16 protein-coding genes and 2 pseudogenes are annotated in these 23,160 nt (G+C 30.5%); 15 read left to right on the forward strand and 3 right to left on the reverse strand.

The window, feature by feature from the left end:
- Window positions 1–45: 45 nt before the first annotated feature.
- Window positions 46–569 (forward strand): annotated as a pseudogene (locus tag HMPREF2576_RS09945) (DNA/RNA non-specific endonuclease); the annotation flags it as partial.
- A 28-nt stretch (window positions 570–597) separates the two neighbouring features.
- Here the strand turns inward: HMPREF2576_RS09945 and HMPREF2576_RS12565 are convergent.
- Window positions 598–943, reverse strand: a pseudogene (locus HMPREF2576_RS12565) (recombinase family protein); the annotation flags it as partial.
- A gap of 396 nt (window positions 944–1,339) precedes the next feature.
- On the opposite strand from HMPREF2576_RS12565, the gene HMPREF2576_RS09950 reads away from it, so the two are divergent.
- The gene (locus HMPREF2576_RS09950; RefSeq protein ID WP_002484637.1) at window positions 1,340–3,961 is read left to right on the forward strand and encodes a TrlF family AAA-like ATPase; all 2,622 of its coding nucleotides are present in this window, start codon (window positions 1,340–1,342) and stop codon (window positions 3,959–3,961) included.
- A 135-nt stretch (window positions 3,962–4,096) separates the two neighbouring features.
- Here the strand turns inward: HMPREF2576_RS09950 and HMPREF2576_RS12225 are convergent, their stop codons facing one another.
- On the reverse strand, window positions 4,097–4,189 hold the full coding sequence (locus HMPREF2576_RS12225) for a type I toxin-antitoxin system Fst family toxin (RefSeq protein WP_107362593.1): 93 nt from the start codon (window positions 4,187–4,189) through the stop codon (window positions 4,097–4,099).
- A 949-nt stretch (window positions 4,190–5,138) separates the two neighbouring features.
- Here HMPREF2576_RS12225 and HMPREF2576_RS09955 point away from each other — a divergent pair.
- The 4 genes from HMPREF2576_RS09955 to HMPREF2576_RS09970 all read left to right on the forward strand — a co-directional run bounded on the left by HMPREF2576_RS09955 (window position 5,139) and on the right by HMPREF2576_RS09970 (window position 11,249).
- Complete coding sequence (locus HMPREF2576_RS09955; protein WP_002485463.1) at window positions 5,139–6,476, forward strand: poly-gamma-glutamate hydrolase family protein; 1,338 nt, start codon at window positions 5,139–5,141, stop codon at window positions 6,474–6,476.
- 405 nt (window positions 6,477–6,881) lie between these two features.
- On the forward strand, window positions 6,882–6,983 hold the full coding sequence (locus tag HMPREF2576_RS09960) for an SE2200 family small protein (RefSeq protein WP_002437978.1): 102 nt from the start codon (window positions 6,882–6,884) through the stop codon (window positions 6,981–6,983).
- Between the two features lie 197 nt (window positions 6,984–7,180).
- Window positions 7,181–9,514 carry a CDP-glycerol glycerophosphotransferase family protein gene (locus HMPREF2576_RS09965; protein ID WP_002485461.1) on the forward strand — a complete coding sequence of 778 codons (2,334 nt, stop codon included), beginning with the start codon at window positions 7,181–7,183 and terminating at the stop codon, window positions 9,512–9,514.
- 190 nt (window positions 9,515–9,704) lie between these two features.
- Complete coding sequence (locus HMPREF2576_RS09970) at window positions 9,705–11,249, forward strand: NAD(P)H-binding protein (protein ID WP_002485467.1); 1,545 nt, start codon at window positions 9,705–9,707, stop codon at window positions 11,247–11,249.
- A gap of 122 nt (window positions 11,250–11,371) precedes the next feature.
- Here HMPREF2576_RS09970 and HMPREF2576_RS09975 read toward each other — a convergent pair whose 3' ends face one another.
- Complete coding sequence (locus tag HMPREF2576_RS09975) at window positions 11,372–12,841, reverse strand: alkaline phosphatase (protein WP_002456720.1); 1,470 nt, start codon at window positions 12,839–12,841, stop codon at window positions 11,372–11,374.
- 296 nt (window positions 12,842–13,137) lie between these two features.
- Between HMPREF2576_RS09975 and HMPREF2576_RS09980 the strand changes: the two genes are divergently transcribed.
- From HMPREF2576_RS09980 to HMPREF2576_RS10020, 9 genes are all read left to right on the forward strand, one after another.
- The gene (locus tag HMPREF2576_RS09980; protein ID WP_002456719.1) at window positions 13,138–13,317 is read left to right on the forward strand and encodes a hypothetical protein; all 180 of its coding nucleotides are present in this window, start codon (window positions 13,138–13,140) and stop codon (window positions 13,315–13,317) included.
- A gap of 30 nt (window positions 13,318–13,347) precedes the next feature.
- Window positions 13,348–14,013 (forward strand): response regulator transcription factor, encoded by a 666-nt coding sequence (locus HMPREF2576_RS09985; protein ID WP_001830679.1) that lies wholly within the window; start codon window positions 13,348–13,350, stop codon window positions 14,011–14,013.
- A gap of 5 nt (window positions 14,014–14,018) precedes the next feature.
- Window positions 14,019–14,915, forward strand: coding sequence for a sensor histidine kinase (locus tag HMPREF2576_RS09990; RefSeq protein WP_002456718.1), 897 nt, complete (start codon window positions 14,019–14,021; stop codon window positions 14,913–14,915).
- A 110-nt stretch (window positions 14,916–15,025) separates the two neighbouring features.
- Window positions 15,026–15,775, forward strand: coding sequence for an ABC transporter ATP-binding protein (locus tag HMPREF2576_RS09995; RefSeq protein ID WP_001830627.1), 750 nt, complete (start codon window positions 15,026–15,028; stop codon window positions 15,773–15,775).
- Window position 15,776: 1 nt separating this feature from the next.
- Entirely contained in the window at window positions 15,777–17,789 is a 2,013-nt protein-coding gene (locus tag HMPREF2576_RS10000; RefSeq protein ID WP_002470142.1) for an ABC transporter permease, read from the forward strand.
- A 103-nt stretch (window positions 17,790–17,892) separates the two neighbouring features.
- The gene (locus HMPREF2576_RS10005; protein ID WP_002485462.1) at window positions 17,893–18,483 is read left to right on the forward strand and encodes a DUF4064 domain-containing protein; all 591 of its coding nucleotides are present in this window, start codon (window positions 17,893–17,895) and stop codon (window positions 18,481–18,483) included.
- A 522-nt stretch (window positions 18,484–19,005) separates the two neighbouring features.
- Window positions 19,006–20,598: a solute:sodium symporter family transporter gene (locus HMPREF2576_RS10010; protein ID WP_049386860.1), complete on the forward strand. Its 1,593-nt coding sequence runs from the start codon at window positions 19,006–19,008 to the stop codon at window positions 20,596–20,598.
- 127 nt (window positions 20,599–20,725) lie between these two features.
- The gene (locus tag HMPREF2576_RS10015) at window positions 20,726–21,910 is read left to right on the forward strand and encodes a hypothetical protein (protein ID WP_002485476.1); all 1,185 of its coding nucleotides are present in this window, start codon (window positions 20,726–20,728) and stop codon (window positions 21,908–21,910) included.
- On the forward strand, window positions 21,907–23,016 hold the full coding sequence (locus HMPREF2576_RS10020) for a hypothetical protein (RefSeq protein ID WP_001830606.1): 1,110 nt from the start codon (window positions 21,907–21,909) through the stop codon (window positions 23,014–23,016). Before HMPREF2576_RS10015 ends, HMPREF2576_RS10020 begins: the two co-directional genes overlap by 4 nt.
- The last annotated feature ends 144 nt before the right edge of the window (window positions 23,017–23,160 follow it).

A 23,160-nucleotide genomic window follows, 5' to 3' on the forward strand; every position in this document is an offset into this window, starting at 1 on the left:
AACAAACCACCCGTTCATACGGGTGGTTTTGATTGAAAACTATAAAATCATATTCATTATCAAGAAGCCCCAAATCTTACAAAGGTTGAATATGGTGACCATTATGAACGCAGATTTATGAAGCCTAAGAAATTGAAGGCCAACATCGAATATACAACACCGCATGGACACGTGTATCGAACGGATCACAAAGGCCGTATTAAAGAAGTATATGCGGATGACCTATCACTTCTAGATGGCGGACGTAATTCATATGCGCAACGAACAGTAGGAAGAGAAGACCGATTACCAGATGATGACGGCGGTCATTTAATTGCGCGCGGATTCGGAGGTTCTAAAGATATAGATAATCTCGTCCCCCAAAGTAAATACATCAACCGCTCATTTAAAGAGAACGGAGAATGGTATAACATGAAGAAAGAATGGCAAAAAGCAATTAAAAAGGGAGAGAAGTAAAAAATATTAAAATTGAAGTGAAATATAGCGAGAATAGTCAAAGGCCTAATAAATTTGACGTTAGTTGTGAAATTAATGGAGAAGAGCGTTTGTATTCAATAGAAAATATTTAGGAGTGAGAAAATCTGAAACCATTGCTCATATATGAATGAATAGATTTTTCATAAATTTATCTAATAATGAATTGCCAATCTCATCATTCATCATAGGTATGCTAGTAATCATTAATTAAACTTATTTGTCTTTTAAATAATTAACTGTCTTGATCACTTCATCGTAATTAAGGCCTAAACGATCAAATGACTACACTACAACCTCATCTTCCACCCTCACAAAACTAAGAAATTATTGAAATAACAATCTATTTTTAATAGATTCCCCAGACTGTTTTTCTGTAAATGTTTTTCACACCAAACGTTTTCAAATTATCCAGTTGTCTTTTTAAATTTTGATCCATGGATAATACCCTCGCATAGCCGACATTTATTTTCACTCCATAATTAATATACACCCAAATCATACGTTTGAGTCATTATAAATTCAACTACTATATCAGTATGATTAGGGTGTGCCTATAACTTACAACATACTATCAACTTTATATTGATAATATTTTATGCAAATTTAACTTAGTTCTTGTTGTATTTGTCTTCAAAAAGAAAAATATCTAAATAAGTTCAATATAGCTTGTGATTAACAAGTAATATACTAGACCTTCTCACTACTGCTGTTGTGATGAATTTTTGAATATAACTAAATTAAAAGAAATAATTACTTTTATATTGATGATTACATTATGAAACTTTGATAAAATTACTTAAATAATAGAATTTTCTATATACTTAATATAACGCTATATTTTTATTGAAAAGGAGATAACAGTATGTCTAAAAGCTACGCTAAATTTTACAAATGTGCTTTGCAAGTTAACCCATATAGTTACATTAAATATAGAGGCCTAGAACATGAAATGACAGAGGAACAATATAATGAGTCTATATACCAATATTGTAAGACCAATAATATATCAATTATTGGTCTAGCAGATCATGGTAACGTTGATAACTCGAGTAAACTCAGACAATATTTAGTATCTAAAGGTATCCTTGTATTTCCAGGTTTTGAAATTTCCACATCAGAAAAAGTTCACATTGTATGTTTATTTTCAGAAAATACCGAAGAACGAGAATTAGAGAGATACTTAGGAGAACTAGGATTATCAAATCTTGAAGAAGGTAATTCTCCAAGTACTCTAAGTTTTCATGAAATCACACAAAAAGTATTAGATAGAGGAGGATTTTGGTACGCAGCACATGTTACCAGTGATAATGGCATCTTGAAAGGAAAACATAACAATCTCTGGCAATCAGATAAATTAATAGCAGCACAAATACCTTCAAAAAAAAACGAAGTAGACCCTAAGTATACTAGTATACTTAAAAATAAAGATCCTAATTATCAAAAACAAACTCCTTTTGCTCTTATTAATGCTAAAGATATTAGTAAACCGGAAGATCTAGCGTTAGATACTTCAAGTTGTTTAATTAAAATGTCAAAGCTTAATTTTGAAAGCTTTAAATTAGCTTTTAGAGATCCTGATGCTAGAGTTAAATTAAACTCTGACATTAATAACAAATTTCCACATTCTTCTATTGATAAAATTAAAATTTCTATGGGATACTTGGATAACCTCTCGTTAGATTTATCTTCAAATCTTAATACTATTATTGGTGGTAGAGGAACTGGAAAATCAACACTTATCGAATTAATTCGTTATGCATTAGATATAGCTCCTACGAGTCAAAATACAAACACATCTTTTGAAAACATCTGTAAGTCTAATTTAGGAATCGGTGGAAAAGTAGAATTAATTGTCACATCACATGCACAATATGGTAAACAATTTAAGATAATAAAAAGATATAATGAAGATCCTATAATTAAAGATATAGACAACAATGTGTCAAATTACACAGTTAAAGATATTCTCCCTAATATAGAGGTCTATAGCCAAAATGAAATTATCGATTTAACTACAAATGAAAACGCAAAACTAAACATTTTGAATCGATTTTTAGATAAAGATGATAGAAGTAATGATAAAAAAGAAGAAATAAAAACTAATTTACATTCAAATTCAAAATCTTTAATTAAAGCTAAAGAAGATCTTGAAAATTTACAAGAAAAGATCAATCAATTACCTAAATTAAAAGAAAAGTTAAAACATTTCAATGAACTAGGTATTGGAAAGAAATTAGAAGTACAGGGTAAAATATCTAGAGAAGAACAATACATACAGAATACTAAACAAATTATTGAAGACAATGATATTTCTATAACAAATATCATTTTACCTTTTAACGAAAATTATAATCAACAAATTAAACATGTTGAGATTTTTGATAGTATTAAAAATATTACAGACAATCATAATAAAAAATTAAAAGAAATAAAATCTATGTTTACTGACCTAAAAGATACTACACAAAACGAAATAGAAAAAATTTATAATGTTTGGAAAGAAAAGAAAAAAAATATTGAGAAGGAAATCAATAGAGCTATTAAATCCCTAGATGATATAGAAGGTAAAACTAAAGAAGATATAGCACATGAATACACTGAGACTCAAAAACAAATAACTTCTATTGAACCATTAGAAACACAATTATCTCGAGTTAAAACATCTATTGAAACATTAGAAAATGAAAGGATACAACTTAAAGAAGATTTAAAAGAAATATTTGATGAACAACTAAAAAATCTTAACAGATGCGTAAAAAAAATAAATAATAGATATTTAAAAAAACAAGTAAACATTAAAATTCAACCATATGCAAATGTTAATAATTTAATAGAGTTCCTCAAAGAGGAAAACGGATTAGGAGATTCAACATTAAAATGGATAAAAAATCATCAAAGCTTTAATTTTCCTAAGTTTATTAAATTAATTAAGGATAGAGACAGTGAAGCTATATACGAGGAATATAAAGATAGCGGTTTAAAAAAACACACAGCAGATATTCTTTCAAATATGCTCTATGAGAGAATTCTAAAGTTGGAATCAATAGAGCTAGAAAATATTATAGATATACGATTGAATGTTGGAAGTGACAAAGATACGAAATTCCGATCTCTAAATCATTTATCCAAAGGACAACAGTGCACTGCTATTTTGAATCTATTAACTTTAAGTAATAATGATCCTCTTTTAGTAGATCAACCAGAAGATAATTTAGATAATTCTTTTATAACAAACAATTTAGTTGAAAATATTCGTAAATTAAAAATTAATAGACAATTTATTTTTGCTACACATAACGCTAACATACCTGTATTTGGCGACGCAGAATTAATAGTGACAATGGAAAATGAAAACGGTCAAGGAAGTGTAAACAATGAAAACTTAGGATCCATTGATAATACTTTAGTAAGAAATTCTGTCATCCAAATTTTAGAAGGTGGAGATGTTGCTTTTAAAATGAGAAAAAATAAGTATGGTCTTTGATATGCTTTTGCATTCCCTTACTAATCAGTGTTATACTTTAGATAACGAAAATAAGTATTCACTTATACACCAATCCCCCCACTATTGCGAGTAGTGAGGGGATTTTTGTTGGTGTGGCTATATGTCACCTATTAATTATTTGTTGCGTTTATTAAGCCAATGAGTAAAAAACGCAATGGCACAGCCACTGATGACTGGCGCTATGATGTGAACGAAAATAAGCATCACTTTATACACCTCCTCTCTGCGTCGAAATTGACGCCTGAGAGATAGGCGACCTGTATATTATATCATCTCAGAATATTCGATAATAGGTAACTTCCGATAAGTTATTTTATGTAATGATAGTGAGGTTTATTTCTTTGATATTCAGAGACAAAAGAGATACTTTATAAGTATTCAAATCTCTGAGTCGCTATTTTTCTTAATATTAAGCACCATTAATAAAAATTTTTTCCCTTTGACTTTATTTATAGATCGAGCTGACACTTGAGTGAAACCCAAAATAACCTTCATAAATCCCCAAATAGGTTCTACAGCCAATTTTCTATGACTATAGTTTTTCATTTCTAGTTAAGAAAGGTTTTAATTAGTTTGAATTTTAAAGTATTTCTAATTATCATTTTTCATGATTTTCTTATTTATTATGAACACGGTTTTATGTATAGCCGTTTCAAAGAACATGCTGAACAATCATCACATTTATTTATATTAAAATCACATTTAAAGCCATTTCCACCATTTCGATATACATATGATTAAAATCTATTCTTTTACTATTAAGACATAGAGATTAGTTAAAATCACCATTGGGTTTCGTTCCAAAAATTTTATTAACATATCGCGATATATTTTTGAGCAGTTCTAACATAACTTCCCATTGATAGCATAAGCTTTTAAGTTGAGGCTTGTTATAATTTTTATATGTAAGCCCTCTGTTAATTTAATTTGGTGGTGTTTATTAAAATATATGAAGGTGTCTTATTTTTTAAGGATTTATATCTTAAACTCTTTGTTATTGTTTAAAAAATTTTTTTAGTGAAAATATTTAGTAATATCAATGTTTTAAAAATATTGATATAATATAAAAAACATCCCGCGACTTAATAAAAATATTGTTTTTTGCAAAAATAAGTTAGTATAATTTTTATATTAATAATTCATAAGGAGAATTGATATGAAAGTCAAAAGTATTTCACGGTTCTTTTCAATGAAGAAAGTGACGCTAAGTTTCGTTACTTTATTTATTGGAGTAGGGACAATAGGTTCATACAATCAGTATGCTGATGCAAGTATGAAAACGCAACAAACACATGTAACTAAGTCATCTCCAACTCAAAAGACGACGTCCAATTTTAAACGTTCAGTTAAAGATACGTCTGTTAAATCTAGAGCTACATCAATAAAAAGAGCTACATCAACCAAACAAGCTATATCACCCAAAACGTCATCAACTAAAAAAACTACAATAGCAAAAAAATCTACCACAGTAAATAAAACGCGCACAACAACCAAGACTCAGCCTACCATTCGTAAGAGTTCAACAACTTCAACACGTTCAAAAACAATGCCTACTTCTGTGAAACGCACAACTTCTCATAAAGCAACTACTGTGTCGCCAACTTCTAAAGCTAAAATATCAACAAAGACACAACAATCAACTAAAAGTCATACAACTTCAGTTAAGAAAAACACTACACAACTAAGTAAAACAAAATCTCCGTCAACGTCAACAAAATCTAAAACAGTTCAATCCTCTACGACAAAGGCACAACCTACTTTATCGACTCAAGTTAGTACAACTACTAAAGCAAAGCAATTTTCAACGCCAACTACTTCTAAAACTGATAGCAGTAAATCTTTAGTAAGTTTAGCATCTACAGAACGTAAAATAGATAAATACCAATCGATGACTCAGTTAGAAAAAGAAACAACTGAAGGTGTAGATTGGAGAAAAGACACAAAAAATACAGGGAATCAAGTACTCATTGTGGCTCCACATGGTGGAAGTATTGAACAAGGTACAACAGAATTAACTAAAGCATTAGCGGATAAAGGTAATTATGATTATTATTCATTTGAAGGCATTCGACCTAAAAATAACTCTGAATTACATGTGACGTCTACACATTATGATGATCCGACATTAAATCAAATGATTAAAAACCGTACTGCAACTATTTCGATTCATGGCGCATCAGGTAGTGAGGAGATTATCTATCTTGGTGGGCCCCGTTCAGATTTAAGAAATGCTATAGAGAAGCAACTTGTTGCACGTGGATTTACAGTTAAAGTTCCACCAGAGTATCTTGGTGGTCAAAATAATAAAAACTTCATTAATAGAGAAGACAATAACACTGGCGTTCAGTTAGAATTAACGACTGCTTTAAGAAAAGCATTCTTTAAAAATGGAGATACTAGTACAAAAAATCGTACCAATAAAGAAAATTGGACACCAACAATGGAAGAATTTATTAATGCATTATATGAAGGTATCAATCAAACGTATTCATAAAACATTTTTAATAAATGATAAACAACAATATCTTACTTAAAAAATCTTGATAAGGACGAGATGTTTTAAGATTATGTTATATTTTATAGTTCTTAATTTATGGTGAAAGTAACAATTTGACTTAAAATAGTGTTTCTATGTTGACTACATTTAAATGAATATGCGGTATGAATTTACGATATATATATTTTGTGGTGAAATAGTATAAGAATAAATCGTAATTTAAGTTGTAAAATAAATCTATGTAGTTTCAAAATTAATAATGAATTTTAGAAAATAAGGAAAAAATTACGATAATTTGAAATTCAAGTTTTTAAAAACAACTATAAAACGTGTATAATAGTAACTAACTGTTGAACATTTTGTTTGTTCAAGAACCGCATCTTTGAAAGGAGTGTTATTAATATGAAAAAATTAGCAGTTATTTTAGCATTAGCTGGTGCAGCGTTCTATGGTTTCAAAAAATACCAAAATCATGTAAACCAAGCTCCAAACATTGAATATTAAGATTCACTGATGATAATTATATGATGACACGACTAGGTCGGTTGCGACCATGTCGTGTCTTTTTTAATTTTGAAATTCAAAATTATTTTAATTATATACAAAGTAGATAAAATTCCAAATATTAAGTATAATATCTTTCGCGAGTTCTACATATTAAAGATGAAATAATTTAATGTATTTGGGAAGTGAGATATTAAATGAAGATTAACATATTTGGATATAATATCTTCGCCAAGGGCGGAACATCAAGAAGTAATATTAACTTAGTGAAAAGCTTATTAGAAATTGGACATGAGGTACACTACTTTAATTATCAGGACTATAATAAAAGTGATATCACAAAACTAATTATTTACGAAGGTTTGAGCACAAAGCATCTTCATATTCATCAATTTAATAGTGGAAAAGAACTTGCTCATGGAGACCTACTTATAATTACTAGAGAAACCTTCTTTAATCATGCATATCTAGTTAAAAAATTAAATAGCAAGATTAAGATTGTTGGTGAAATACATGGTCCATTGGAATATATTAATGAGAATATAGATTTAGCATTAGACTGTATTGATTGTGTTCGAGTGAGTACAGCTAGAATTAAAAATGAATTTATAGCTAAATATGACTATCATCGGGTTTTTAATCAATACGTAAATGCACAACATATCGATTTAAAATCAGAGCCGATAAATACTAAACGAAATTTTTTAATTAAAGCACGTTTTGAGGATGAAGTTAAAGATATTTCATATATTATTAAATTGTTTAATTACATCATTAAAAACCAAATTGTTGATGATGCTCAACTTTATTTAATAGGATATGGTCCTTCAGAGATGCTTTACAAAAATTTGATAAATTACTATCATCTTAATGATTATATTCATATTAATGAAAAAGAACCACAGAGTTATATTTATGTATCTAGTTCGCCATATGAAACGCTCGGCTATTCTATATTAGAAACGATTGCACAGGGTAATAAAGCTCTAGTTTACTATGGTGATGATAACGTGTTAAAGGATATCTACGCACCATATGAAGCGATACGTTTTTTAACCAAAGATATGATTAAAGATAGTAAAATAATTAAAGACTTTCTAAACTATAAATATAGTCACTGTGATCGACAAAAAGATTATCGACAGTTGGAAAGTACGTTTAAATGCATTAATTATGGACAGGAATTTTTAAATAATGTTGAGACTTTCTCTTCATCTCAACATGTAAAAGTGAAGAAAATTCATCGACATCTCGGTAGTGAAAAACAAATAGATATAGCAAGTCGTTTAAAAGAGAGTCGTTGGATGAATTTAATTAGAAAAAATAAATATTTATTTAATAAATGTAAAACGTACTATGAAAAAAGAACGCATATGAACTATATCAAAAATTTAAATCAAATACCTGTAGACGACGATTCAATATTTATAGAGTCTTTCCATGGCAAGAATTTTAGTGGAGATCCTAAATATATTGCTCTAGCTATTAAGAGACAGTATGCTCATAAAAAATTATATGTGAGTTCAACCAATTCACTTGTTGATATGGAAATCAAACGTTACGGTTTTACACCTGTTCGATTTGGAAGCGAGAAATATATTAAAACGTTTAGAAAGTGTAAGTATGTTTTTATCAATGGTAACTCGTGGGATAAAGTGTACAAGTCTTCAGAACAGATATTTATTCAAACATGGCACGGTTTTCCATTAAAGAAAATGGTTAATGATTTAAATGAACAACATGAAAGACAACAACAACTAGAGGCATTCATACCACGCATGAAAAAATGGGATTACATTTTGACATCATCAGATATTAATACGACGTTGTTGAAATCTGCTTTTATGCTAAATAAAAATCCCAATCTTAAAGTTCTAGAATACGGCGCACCTAAGAATGAATATTTAATAAATAATAATAATTTACAAGAGCGCCAGCAGTTACAGCTTAAATATATGTATAAGATAGATGATGATAAAAAATATATATTATATTGTCCCACTTGGAGGGGAAATCAAAGAAAAGAAGTCACTCAGATTAATTTAAAAGATTTACTTAAATATTTACCAGAGAATTACGAGATTATTGTGAAACTTCATCCTAATGAAAGTCATTTAAGAACCAGATATAATCAAATAGATAATCGAATTCACTGTTATTTCAATGAACTTGTTGATATTCAAGAACTGTATATTCTGAGTGAATGTATGATTACAGATTACTCGTCGACCATTTTTGACTATATACATTTAAACAAGCCAGTCTTTATTCTTCAAGAAGACGAGCAACAATATAAACAAAGTGTTGGTTTTTATTTTGATTTGTTTGAAGTGGGTGATTTTCTTAAAGCCTCTTTAAATGAACGCATGTTAGCTAAACAAATTTGTAGCACTGATTATATAAATTATTCAAAAGTGGTTCATCGTTTGATGAAACAAGATAGTTCGAAAAGCAGTGAAAAGTTAATGGCCGAAATTCTTGGGGAACCAGAATATCCAAGTTCATCAAACTGCAAACAACAGATTTCTTAAAGAAAGTTGTTATTTACCGGGAAATAATATAATTATGGGTACTTTGAGACAAGAATCATGTGACTCTTGTCTCAGTTTCATATTTTTGGGTAAACATTTAACATATAGCAATGATAACCAATACAAATTTAATAAGTATACAATCTAACTATTTTTATAGAACATTAAAACACATTCTAGGGGGGAGTGCATGTCTAAAATTTTACTAACTGGTGCATCAGGTTATATTGGTAGCCATCTCAAGAATAAATTAAAAAAAGATCATGAAGTGATAGCTATATCCAGAAATACTCATAATAAAACGGATGAAGAAAATGTCACGTGGAAGTCAGCAGACTTATTTGATTTGGACGAAATTACAAAAGTAATGAAAGATGTAGATACAGCGATATATTTAGTACACTCTATGATGCCATCAGCAAAATTAACGCAGGCTAGCTTTGAAGATATGGATGCATTGTTAGCAGATAATTTTGCGCGTGCGGCGCAAAAGCAGGGTGTTAAGCATATTGTCTACATGAGTGGTTTAATACCAGAAAATGATGAGCTATCTGCACATTTAAGAAGTCGACTTGAATGTGAAAAAATTCTTGGTGATTACGGTATACCAGTTAGCACATTACGTGCAGGTTTAATTATTGGTGCAAAAGGAAGTTCTTATCCAATTCTTAAACGACTAGTTAAGAGATTGCCAGCAATGGTTTTGCCTAGTTGGGCTTACAATAAAATTGCACCTGTTGCCATTGACGATGTGATAGATGGTTTAGCAGCATTGGTGAATCGAACACCCAAAGATAACGAAGCAATTGATATCACAGGTCCTGAAGTGATGAATTATAAAACGCTGATACAGCGCACAGCTAACGTACTTGATAAGCGACTGCCTATGCTTGATTTACCTATTATACCCATTATCGTAAGTCGGTATTGGGTACAACTGATTTCAAATGTACCGAAAGAAATGGTATATCCATTAATGAATAGTTTAACTCACGATATGGTACCACATCGAAAACGCGTTGTGTCTAACTTGTCCGTAGGAAATATCACCTTTGAAGATAGTGTGAAAAGAGCACTAAGAGAAGAACAAAAGACTTCTAAGAAAAAGTCGGATTCGAAAAATTCTCAATCATTTGGGCGTATGCATCAAGAAATTAAAGATGTACGAGCCATTACACGGTTTAAAATTCCGGAAGGTTATTCGATTAAAGATGTGACTAAAGAATATGCAAAATTCATCAATAATATCACACTACATCTCGTTAAAGGTACGATAAATGAACGAGAATTTAATATGAATTTGCCCTTCATTAATAAATTTATTTTAAAAATGGAACGTGATGAAGCTGACTCTACAGAAGATATGGTGGTATATAATATTGTGGGTGGCGATTTAGCACATTCAAATGATGGTGGAAATGCACGCTTTGAATTCCGAAGAATAAGAAACACCAATGAGGGTATTATTGCTTTACAAGAATATGAACCTACATTACCTTGGGTAGTATATAAACTAACTCAAGCTAAAGCACACAAGACTGTTATGAATATTTTTAAAAATAAAATGGCACGTTTAGCGCAACAAAAAAATGTGAAAGATGAAACATATATGTCTAATCGTGTAACTATTGGAGTAACAGTAGCATCAGCGTTCGTTATTGGAAGCGCAGTAGGGTTCCAACTTTTTAAAAAGCATCAAATCAAAAAGAACACAATGTCGAATGCAGAATTATAAGCATTTTATATTTAATTGTTATTACATCTTATGTGTATAAAATATATCATTTACATGATAAAGGGACAGTGGTCATGACGACGACTGTCCCTTTCTTATTATATTAAATTTAAACTTTATAATTAATTTTGATTTGATGTTACATTGTTTCCGAAAAAGTCAAATAAGTTTTTAGCGCTTTGGGTATTTTCCATATTCCCTTTGAATTTGTTAGAACCTGGCCCATATGCATATGTGTTAACATCTACACCTGTATGGCCATTGGTTGTCCAACCTGTGTGTGAAGCATCGTTAATTGGTTTTTGAATTGCATTTTGTAATTTTGTTGTTTGTTCTACAACTTTTTCGTCTTTGTCATCTTTACCTTCTTTTTGTAATTTGTGAAGCTCGTCTGCTGCTTTTTTGACTTTATCGAGTTGTTTATTTGGGAAATCAATGCCGTATCCATCTTTAATTACTTTTTCAGGATCTTTTCCATCAGCGATTTGTTTTGTCATATACATTCCAGAATGTTTCATCTTGTGAATAGCCTCTGGATTCCATTTATAATCTTTACCTTTTGCGGTTGATAGACCGCCAGTTGAGTGGTCTGCAGTTGCTACAACAAGTGTATCTTTATGTGTCTTTGCATAATTAATAGCATTATCAAAAGCAGTTTCGAAACCAGACATTTCAGACATCACACCAGTGATATCATTAGGGTGGGCAGCTTTATCAATTGAAGCACCCTCAACCATTAAAAAGAATCCTTTATTATTTTTACTTAATTTATTTAGTGCACTGTTTTGCATGTCTACTAGCAACGGATTAGATTGAGGTGCATCTATTTGTAATGGCATATCTTTTTCTGAGAAAGTACCTAAAACTTGCTTGCTTTGTGATTGATTTAATTCATCTTTATTAGAAACGATATCATAACCATCTTTTTTGAATTTTTTCGCTAAATTTTTATTTTCTTTACCGAAGTATTTTGCACCGCCACCTAACATCACATCGACTTTATGTTTACCATTTATTTTATCATTATAAAATTGCTGTGCAATTTCATCTTTTTTGTCGCGTGAATCTACATGAGCAGCATATACAGCAGGTGTTGCATCAGTAAGTTCAGCAGTAGTTACTAAACCAGTTGATTTTCCTTGTTCTTTAGCTTGTTCTAGCACAGATTTAATTGGTTTTTTATTTGTATCAACACTAATCGCACCGTTATATGTTTTGTGACCGGTACTAAAAGCTGTTCCTCCAGCAGCAGAGTCTGTAACATTTTCTTTAGGATCATTAGAATAAGTACGATTTGTTCCTTTTAGATATTTATCGAATGCAGTTGGAGTCATTTTCTTAGCACCAGGCTTATTTTTATAATAACGATATGCAGTGTTAAAAGAAGGTCCCATACCATCGCCAACCATGAAGATGACATTTTTTGGATTTTTTGTGTTGCCGAAAGCAATGGCATCGTTTTGTGTTTGCTTAGTTTGAGCACTTTGTTCTGAGCTACCTGAAGCATATGATACGTTTACCGTACTTAAAACGGATGCTGCTACGATTGATGAAGCAAGCGTCGTCTTACCCATTTTGTTCATAAATTTCATAAATAAATTGCCTCCCAATATGTATGATAATTTAAGTATAGAAGACAAACTTTGACTGAGAGTTAGTTTTTAGTAAATATAATGTAAAGTAATATTATTTTTACATATTATAAAATTTTATCACTTAAATAAAATGTATGACTCTATATTCGATGTTCGTTTATATCTCTCAAAGTTATAATATTGTTAAAATAATAGCATCATGACAATGTATTTCCTATTAATAAACATGTAAAATAATCTATAATAGGTATCATAATTATTGGGAGCTAGAGACCCTAAGAGAAGGTGAGACAATGATATTTGTAATGTTATCTCCAATATTAATTATTTTGTTTATTGTACTAAGCGTATTAGAAGAAAAACGTAGAAAGAAAAATTCAAAAGAACAAAATTCGAATCATGTAGATCAGCAACAACATGATTATATCGACAAAGAACAACAACAAAATAAAAATTCAAATGATGATAAATAAGAGTGAAAAGATAGTGAAAGGTGAACATATATGAAGATTTTCATTGTAGAAGACGATTTAGTGATTGCTGAAAGTTTAGCTAATGAGCTATCTAAATGGAATTATGAGGTGCATGTGGTTGATAATTTTGAAAAGATAATGGAAGATTTTCGCCGAGTAGAACCACAACTCGTATTATTAGATATCAATCTACCAACACTTAATGGCTTCCATTGGTGCCAAGAAATGCGAAAAGTATCTCATGTGCCTATTATGTTTATTAGTTCAAGAACAGATAATATGGATCAAATTCTGGCTATCCAAATGGGTGGCGATGATTTTATCGAGAAACCATTTAACTTGTCTTTAACAGTAGCTAAAATTCAGGCACTATTGCGTCGCACTTATGATTTATCAATAGCTCGTGATGAAATAGCTGTTAAAGGTTGTAAACTAATTGTTGATGAGGCCAAGCTTAGCAAGGATAATGAACATGTTCAACTTTCCTTAACAGAGCTACAGATATTAAAATTGTTATTTCAAAATGAAAATAAATATGTAAGTCGTACAGCTTTAATTGAGAAGTGTTGGGAGTCTGAGAATTTTATTGATGATAATACGCTCGCAGTAAATATGACACGATTACGAAAAAAATTACTTTCTATCGGTGTCGATGATTTAATTGAGACAAAGAAAAATGTAGGATACAGGGTTTGAGACATATGAAGTTTGCATATATTCAATCGATTCGTAATGAGATTTCAATTATTTTAATAATTCTATTATTTTTTGCACTTATATTTTATGTGTTTTCTTTACCTTTTGATGCATACGTACTAGCAATCAGTATAATATTACTATTGATGTGTGTACGTTGGTGGATAAAGTATTTAAGTTTTAAAAAGAATGAACATCTTAAAGATAAAGTAGCATATTTAGAACATGAGTTAGCACATGTTAAGAATCAGCAAATTGAATATCGTAACGATGTTGAAAGTTATTTTTTAACATGGGTACATCAAATTAAAACACCTATCACTGCCTCACAATTACTTTTGGAGAGAAACGAGGAGAATGTAGTTAATCGTGTTCGACAAGAAATTGTGCACATTGATAATTATACAAGTCTCGCATTAAGTTATTTAAAATTATTAAATGAAGAGTCAGATATGACAATTACCAAAGTGACAGTTGATGATTTGATTCGCCCGTTGATTTTAAAATATAGAATTCAGTTTATTGAACAAAAGACGCAAATCCATTATGAAAAAAGTGAGGACATTATTTTAACCGATGCACAATGGGCTTCTATAATGATAGAGCAACTTTTAAATAATGCTTTAAAATATGCTAAAGGTAAAGATATTTGGATAGATTTTGATGTTGCCAATCAAACTCTACAGATTAAAGATAATGGTATTGGGATTAGTAAAGCAGATATTCCTAAAATTTTTGATAAAGGATACTCAGGATTTAACGGTAGATTGAATGAACAATCAACTGGTATAGGTCTATTTATAGTGCAACACATTGCAAATCATTTAAATATACAAGTAACTGTACAATCAGAGTTGAATCATGGGACAGTATTTTTTATACATTTTACTAAAGAAAAATAATAAACTTTCAAAATTGTAAGTTTGCCAATGATATTTGTAAGATTTCATGAATGTTATTGGCATTCTTTTTATTTTATGATGTAGTAGAAGGGTAGAAAGGAGTTTGCATAGTGTTATTAGAGGTTAAAAATGTAAAAAAAGTCTATGGCAGAGGTATGAACACGACAATGGCTTTAAATCAAATGAACCTTGAAATTGATGAAAATGAATTTGTAGCAATCATGGGCGAGTCAGGTTCAGGTAAATCTACATTACTCAATTTAATTGCTACTTTTGATCGTACAACTGAAGGATTAATAAAGTTAGACGGGTTGCCGCTTAATCAATTGAAGAATAAAGACATTGCACGCTTTCGCAGAGAAATGATGGGATTTGTGTTTCAAGATTTTAATGTGTTGAATACGATGTCGAACAAAGATAATATTTTGATGCCTCTTGTACTTGCAAATGAACGTCCGAAAATAATGCAAAAACGCTTAATGGAAATAAGTGAACAATTAGGAATTGAAGACTTGCTTGAAAAATATCCGTCTGAAATATCTGGGGGACAAAAACAACGGATAGCTATAGCCCGTGCGTTGATAGCACGACCTAAATTATTATTAGCTGATGAACCCACTGGTGCACTTGATTCAAAAACCTCTAAAAACCTTATGTGTTTATTTCGAAAAATTAATCAAAAGCATCAAACTATATTAATGGTGACACATTCAAATATTGACGCGTCATATGCGAACCGTGTCATCTTCATCAAAGATGGTCGTTTGTATCATGAGATTTATCGTGGTGAAGAATCGCAAACAGATTATCAAAAGCGTATTGCCGATAGTTTGGCCATATTGAATGGAGTAGGTGACTAATATGACTTTCAAGATTTTGTGGAAAATGATTAAACAAAATTTTGTTAATCAACGTCATATCATTGTTCCATTTATTAGCGTAATAAGTATTTTATTCGGTATTGAATACATATTGTTATCGTTAACAACCAACATTTACTTTAATGAGCATCATCCTGAATTAAAAATATCTGCGATTATTGGAATAGTGTTTATGACGATGTTATTATTCATATTTTTAATTTATGCAAATCACTTTGTTATGAATCATAGGAAAAAGGAATTTGCCTTAAATATGGCTCTTGGTATGGAGAAAAAACATCTAAGACTCATCATCTTGATTGAACTTTTCATTCAATTTATTATATCTGCAATCTTGAGCATTGTTGGAGGTTACTTATTTGGTGAGCTCTTTTTTATGTTATTTAATAAAATAGTTAATACGCATCAACCTCAGTTGTCAGATTATCCATTTGATGTTTTGTCAATGAAAATCACATTAACCATGCTACTTAGTTTGATGATCATATTGTTTGTTATTAACAATTTTAAAATATCATTTAAAAACTCCTTACAGTTATTGATTAAAAATAAAAGTAAGACGCATGAAAAGTCACGTGTACGGTTAATAATATTTTTAATTTTAGGATTAATTTTTATAGGGATTGGCTATTATTTAGCTATAAAACCTAACACGGCTATCGGTTCCTTGGGGATTATATTTTTTGCGATTTTGTCAACGCTTATCGGTACCTATTTGCTCTTTGTTAGCTTAGGATCAATAGTTTTAGAAATGTTACAAAAATTAGATCATTATTATTATAAACCCAATCATTTTTTCTTTATTGCAGGACTCAAATCACGCGTAAAATCTAGTGCGATTGGTTTAGCTACGATTTCATTTATGTGTACATTTCTGATTGTTACGTTAAGTATGACAGTCTCAACTTATAGAAATATGGATCATAGGTTTGAATTTGCATTTAAAAATGATTACGCAGGTTATTATATTGGTGATTTTCATAAAGATAGCAAAATTCAACGTAAGATAGAAAATTTAAAAAAAGATATTCGCCAAGAAGTTCCAACTGGTCAATTTAAAATCTATGCACGAGGTATGGTTGGAGCGGAATTGCAGGGAGGCTTAAAACATAAAAAGCTAAAAAGACAAACTGTATCGAGTGGTTTATTTAATTTTGGAAATAAGCAAAAATTCAACTCTTTTATTTCTATATATAATAAAAGTGATTATAATAAAAACAATAAAAAAATAAAATTAGATGATGATGAAATTGCAATAAGTACAAGTGTGTCATTATTTAAAAAAATGAAAACGCTCAATATATTCGGGAAAACATACAGAGTTAAATATATTGAGTCGACAAATATAGATAACTTACTCTATGCAGATGGTATAACTTTAATTGTGAATCAACAACAACTGATGGATCGTATTGTTAATGAATATCGTAATCACAATGATGAAAATTTAATCATCACTCCTAATCAAGTCCAAACTGCGGTTGAATTTAATGTATTAAAAGAAAAGGATAAGTTGAATCATCGTATTAAGAAAATAGGTGTTCAACACGATATTGAATTTCAAGTGAAAAAACAAAACCTATTGATGTGGAAACAAGTCAACTCAAGTTTAATTTTTGTAGGAAGTGTTGTATCTCTAGTTTTATTAATAGGTATATTTCTTATGATGTATTATAAACAAGTTTCAGAAGGACATGAAGATAGAGATGCATATATAACGATGAAACAACTAGGATTAGATGAAATTTTAATCAAAAAAACAATTAATAAACAAGTAATATGGGTATTTCTTATTCCTGTAATTGTTGCAATTATACATACGCTAGCTGCTTTTCGTATCATATACTCTGTATTAGGAATCGTTGGTCAATATGATTTGGGACTGTATGCTACTAGTTACGTAGGTGTGATAGTTGTATTTATTATTTTTTATTCAATGATGTACTGGATTACTTCTAGAATTTATTATACGATGATAAATGATAAGCATTAATATTTATATATTTTAAGAAAGATAAATTACAATATATCTAATTTAATGCATATGTTTAAAAAAATTAGGGAATTAAATGAATAGGTGAAAAGGAGAAACAAGAATGATACAACGTAAAGGTGAATTAATACTTTCATGGATTGGCAATGGATTACATCTGTTGTATGTATTTTTAATAGGCATATTTTTCATAATGACACAAACAAGTGATTTTAAAAATGGGATGATTCAAGGATTTATAGAAGAAAATCCGGGGGAATATGATTTAGCATACCAAACTTATAACTTGATGTTAGGTTTAGGTGTTGTCTTAATTATTATACTTCTCATTTTATTAATTGTATCAATAGTTGCCGCTATTTTAATTGGCAAAAATGCAAAAGTATCAGGAATATTACTTGTTATTACAGGAATCATTGGTCTCTTTTTAAGTTTTATTGCTGGTGCCTTATGGTTAATAGCAGGTATCATGCTTTTAGTACGTAAACCACAAACACAAAATGACCAAATCAATTCTCAATATAGTAATGACATACATTCACATGTTGTGCCAGAAGAAAAGAAACGTGAACAACAACAATATAATATGAATGAACCACATATTGGTCAACCATCAACATCTCATCATGATCACGCATTGAATGATCAAAATAAACGAGAAAACCATAATCATGATAATCAACCATACAAATAGTACAAACGTATTAAAGGTTGGATACTTATATCATATGTTTTAATGTTTGAAACTTTTTTTATAAATAAATGAATTGAAAAATGCTTGTTGCTGACTGTTTCGTATCATAGTCAGTTATAAGGGAGCGAGACGACGAATCTGAAAAGAATCGGTCTCGCTTTTTTAGTATAAAAATTTAATTATTATTTTAAAATGATAAAGTGATTTCTATAGTTTAATTTAGTGCGAGGATACTTTAAAAAATTATATGGAAAAAATGTCGCTATTACAAAATGTTCTAAAGCGCACAATTCAATTTAAAAACAAAAAAGAAGTTTTAAAATTTATATTTCTGTCTATATATGAGTTGTGCACGAAATGACAAACGCAATTCACATATGAAATATTTATCACTTTACAATAATATGTTGTTAAGTTGATGTAGATAAATTCATTGTTTTACGTATAAGTCACTATCATTGTTTTTTAGGATTCATTTTAATTATATCCAATCGACTAAAGTGAAAAGGAGGAACATATTAAATGAATTGGATATCGATTATTTTATTTATTATGGTCGTAGGTGGCATTTCTTTTTATGCCTATTTGCAATCAAGAAAAATTAAAACGAATAGTTCAGATGGTTATTTTATGGGAGGAAATAGCCTTACTGGATTTACAGTTGCCTCTACAATTATCATGACCAATTTGTCGACAGAACAAATTGTTGGGCAAAATGGTCAAAGCTATGCACAAGGAATGGAAGTAATGGCTTGGGAGGTTACGGCTGCCGTAGCAGTTGTATTGTTGGCCTGGGTCTTTCTTCCTAAATATCTAAAATACGGTGTTAATACAATTTCTGAGTTTTTGGAATTACGTTATGATACATTTACTAAACGTTTTGTCTCCATTTTATTTATCTTTACCTATGTCGTATCTTTCTTGCCTGTAGTATTGTATTCTGGTTCCCTAGTGTTCAATAAAATGTTTAAAGTTGATGAATACTTAGGTGTAAGTAGTTCAACTGCTGTCATTATTATTTCATCTATTATTGGTATAATTGGCATTATTTACTTATTTATAGGTGGTTTATCGTTAAGTGCTTTTAGTGATTCGATTTATGGCATGGCTTTAATTATAGCTGGACTTGCGATTACAATATTAGGTCTGGGTCAATTAGGAGATGGCAACTTCCTACATGGCTTCGACAAAATCGTGCAAGACACGCCTGAGAAATTGAATGGTTTTGGTAAGGTGGACTCGGATGTTGTACCTTGGCCAACCCTATTCTTCGGTATGTTCTTTAACAATTTATTCTTCTGGTGCGCAAACCAGATGATAGTTCAAAAAGCACTCGCAGCTAAAAATTTAAAAGAATCTCAAAAAGGTGCAATATATTTAAGCTTATTTAAAGTGTTCGGACCTTTATTTACAGTCTTACCAGGCGTAGTAGCATTTAACTATTTTAATGGTAGTCTTGATAAATCAGATAACGCTTACCCTGCACTTGTAACTTCAGTATTACCAGAATGGGCATTCGGCTTATTTGGTGCGGTTATTTTTGGTGCAATATTGAGCTCATTTGTTGGCTCATTGAATAGTACAACTACACTATTAACACTCGATTTCTATAAACCTATTTTTGGAAAAAATAAATCAGATAAACATATTGCTCGAGTAGGCCATATTGCTACTGTAATCATTGGAGTTATTGTTGTAGCACTTGCACCAGTCATCTCATTATTCCCTAGTGGTCTTTATGCAGTAGTTCAACAGTTTAATGGTGTGTATAGTATGCCAGTGCTAGCTTTAATTTTAATCGCTTTCTTTTCTAAACGCACATCTAAATTGGGCGCTAAAGTGACACTCTTCACACATATAATTTTATACGCTATAATCAGCTTTGTATTTACAGAAATTAATTATCTATACACATTTAGTGTATTATTCTTTGTAGATTTAATTATTATTTTGATTTTTAACAAAGTTAAACCATCTAGTGAGTTTGATTTAAGCACGCACCAACCGAAAGTAGATATGACGCCATGGAAATATCGTTACGTTGCAGGTATTATTGTTCTTGCTTTAGTAGTAGTAAGTTATATTATCTTCTCACCACTCGTGTTGGCAAAATAAATGTTACAATTAAAACTTAATGAGTAAGAAAATAAAAGTGTACGTTAAGGACGTTTATCAGCGTGATCACGTGCACTTTAACTATGAATAAAGTTGATTTAAAAATTAGAAAGGAGGAACAACGACGATGCAAACAGTCGGAATTATACCTTCGCCAGGTATAGCGCATCAACATGCAAAAAAAATAATTCCAAATGTTAAACAGTTATTGTCAAAGCGAACTAAACATAGTCAATGGAATTTCGACATTAAAGTCGATCTCATGATAGGATCTGCAGAGGATGTACATGAAAGTGTTGAAAAAGCAGCACAAATTAAAGAGGAACATCAGTGGGATTACGTTGTTTGTCTGACAGATTTGCCTAGTATTTCAGATAATAAAGTGGTTGTCAGCGACTTTAATAGTGACAAACATGTTGCAATGCTATCATTACCGTCACTAGGTTTTATTGATTTGAAGCGCAAGCTAGTTAAAACGATGACTTCATTGATTGAACAATTATATTATAATCAACCGAAAGACAAAAATGCGCCACATCCTTTTGTACGCGTGAAGGCTGTAGAACCTGACGAAGACGCCACATCAAAGCAACGATATATTAATATTTTATTTATCATAAGTTGGATTCAGTTAATTGGTGGACTGACACGAGCAAATCAGCCTTGGAAAAACATCTTTAATTTTAAGAAAATCATTTCAGTTGCCTTTGCAACAGGAACTTATGTCTCCATATTTTCAATGCCATGGGAATTAAGCGTGATTTATTCACCGCTTCGACTTATCATATTGATGGTGATTGCTATACTTGGGATGGCTGGATGGCTATTCTATGCGCATCAATTGATTGAAAAGAAAACTGCTAAATCTCAGCGTGTATATCGATATATTTATAATTCAACCACACTTGTTACACTAAGTTTGATTACACTCATAAATTATGTCATTTTATATTTATTGTTAATCATCAGTATTACACTCTTTGTCCCTGTGGAATTATTTAATAGTTGGACGAGTGCCCAAGCACAATTTACGTTCTCAAATTATATGAGATTGATTTGGTTTGTATCATCATTAGGGCTTTTAGCTGGAGCTATGGGATCAACTGTTGAAAATGAAGAGAAAATACGTCGTATTACTTATTCTTATAGACAATATCATCGTTATAAAGAAGCTGAGCAAGAACAAAAAGAACAAGAAACTTCTCGTGATGTATCACAACAGAATGTCGAACAACAAACTTCAAGTAAAGATGAAAATAATGAACAATATGAAGGTAAAAAACAAGGACATAGAGAGGAGGATGACGCATGACAAATCAAAAAACTGTGGGTCTAGTCGTCGCTCCAGGTGTTACTGAACGCCTTGCAGAAAATCTCATACAAGAAATGCCTAAAATGTTATCTACGCATTATGATCATCAACAAGAATGGATTTTTGATTTAGTTACTGATCCGCTTACTGGTTTTGCTGAATCTGTAGATGAAATTTTTGAGAAAGTAGCCGATTATCACGATAAGAGACAATGGGATTATGTGATAGCAATTACAGATTTACCGATGTTTGCTGACAAACAAGTGATGGCATTAGATATTAATATGGAAAATGGTGCAGCTATATTCTCATATCCGGCATTTGGCTGGCGTCCAGTAAAAAAACGTTTCAAGCATGCGATTTATAATATTATTCAAGAATTAAATGAAGCTGAACAAGAAAGTCGTAATTATGATAATAATAATCAAATAGAAAATTCAGTGAAAAAACAATTTCCGCTCTCTAAAATAGACAAAGAAACAATATATATGAAAGAAACAGACTCTTATCACTTAAGATATTTATCAAGTTCACGTTCTAGAGGCATGTTTCGCCTTGTTAGTGGAATGACATTTGCGAATAATCCATTAAATATGATGGCAAGTTTAAGTAATATAGTAGCTATTGCATTTACTACAGGTGCATTTGGACTTGTATTTACAACGATGTGGCAAATGGCTTATAACTTTTCAATGTGGCGTTTATTTGGAATTTCAATTATTGCGATTATTGGAATGCTAATATGGATAATGATGTCACATGATTTATGGGAACCAGTTAATAAAAGCAACCATAAGCGTATTACTTGGTTATACAATCTTACAACAATAATGACATTGATTTTTGCCATTATAATTTATTATATTATTCTTTATTTACTATTCTTAATTGCTGAAATCGTATTATTGCCATCAGGATTTTTAGGTCAGCAAGTTGGATTAAAAGGTCCTGCAGGCATTGATTTATATTTAAGTATTCCATGGTTTGCAGCTTCAATTTCGACAGTTGCAGGTGCAATAGGTGCTGGTTTACTTAATGATGAACTCATTAAAGAAAGCACATATGGATATCGTCAGCGTGTAAGATACGAAGAACAACGTCGATAAAAGCAGTCGCTTTTATCGACATTTTATTTTTGCAAAACGAAATTTAACAGTTTATCTGTCATAGAATATAGCGATTTTATGAGAATTAATTTAAAATATTGATAACAACTTTTTTATAGAGATAACTTGAAAGTAGGGATTGAA

The organism is Staphylococcus sp. HMSC063F05 (assembly GCF_001837075.1).
In the GTDB taxonomy this organism is placed as follows: Bacteria; Bacillota; Bacilli; order Staphylococcales; family Staphylococcaceae; genus Staphylococcus; species Staphylococcus epidermidis.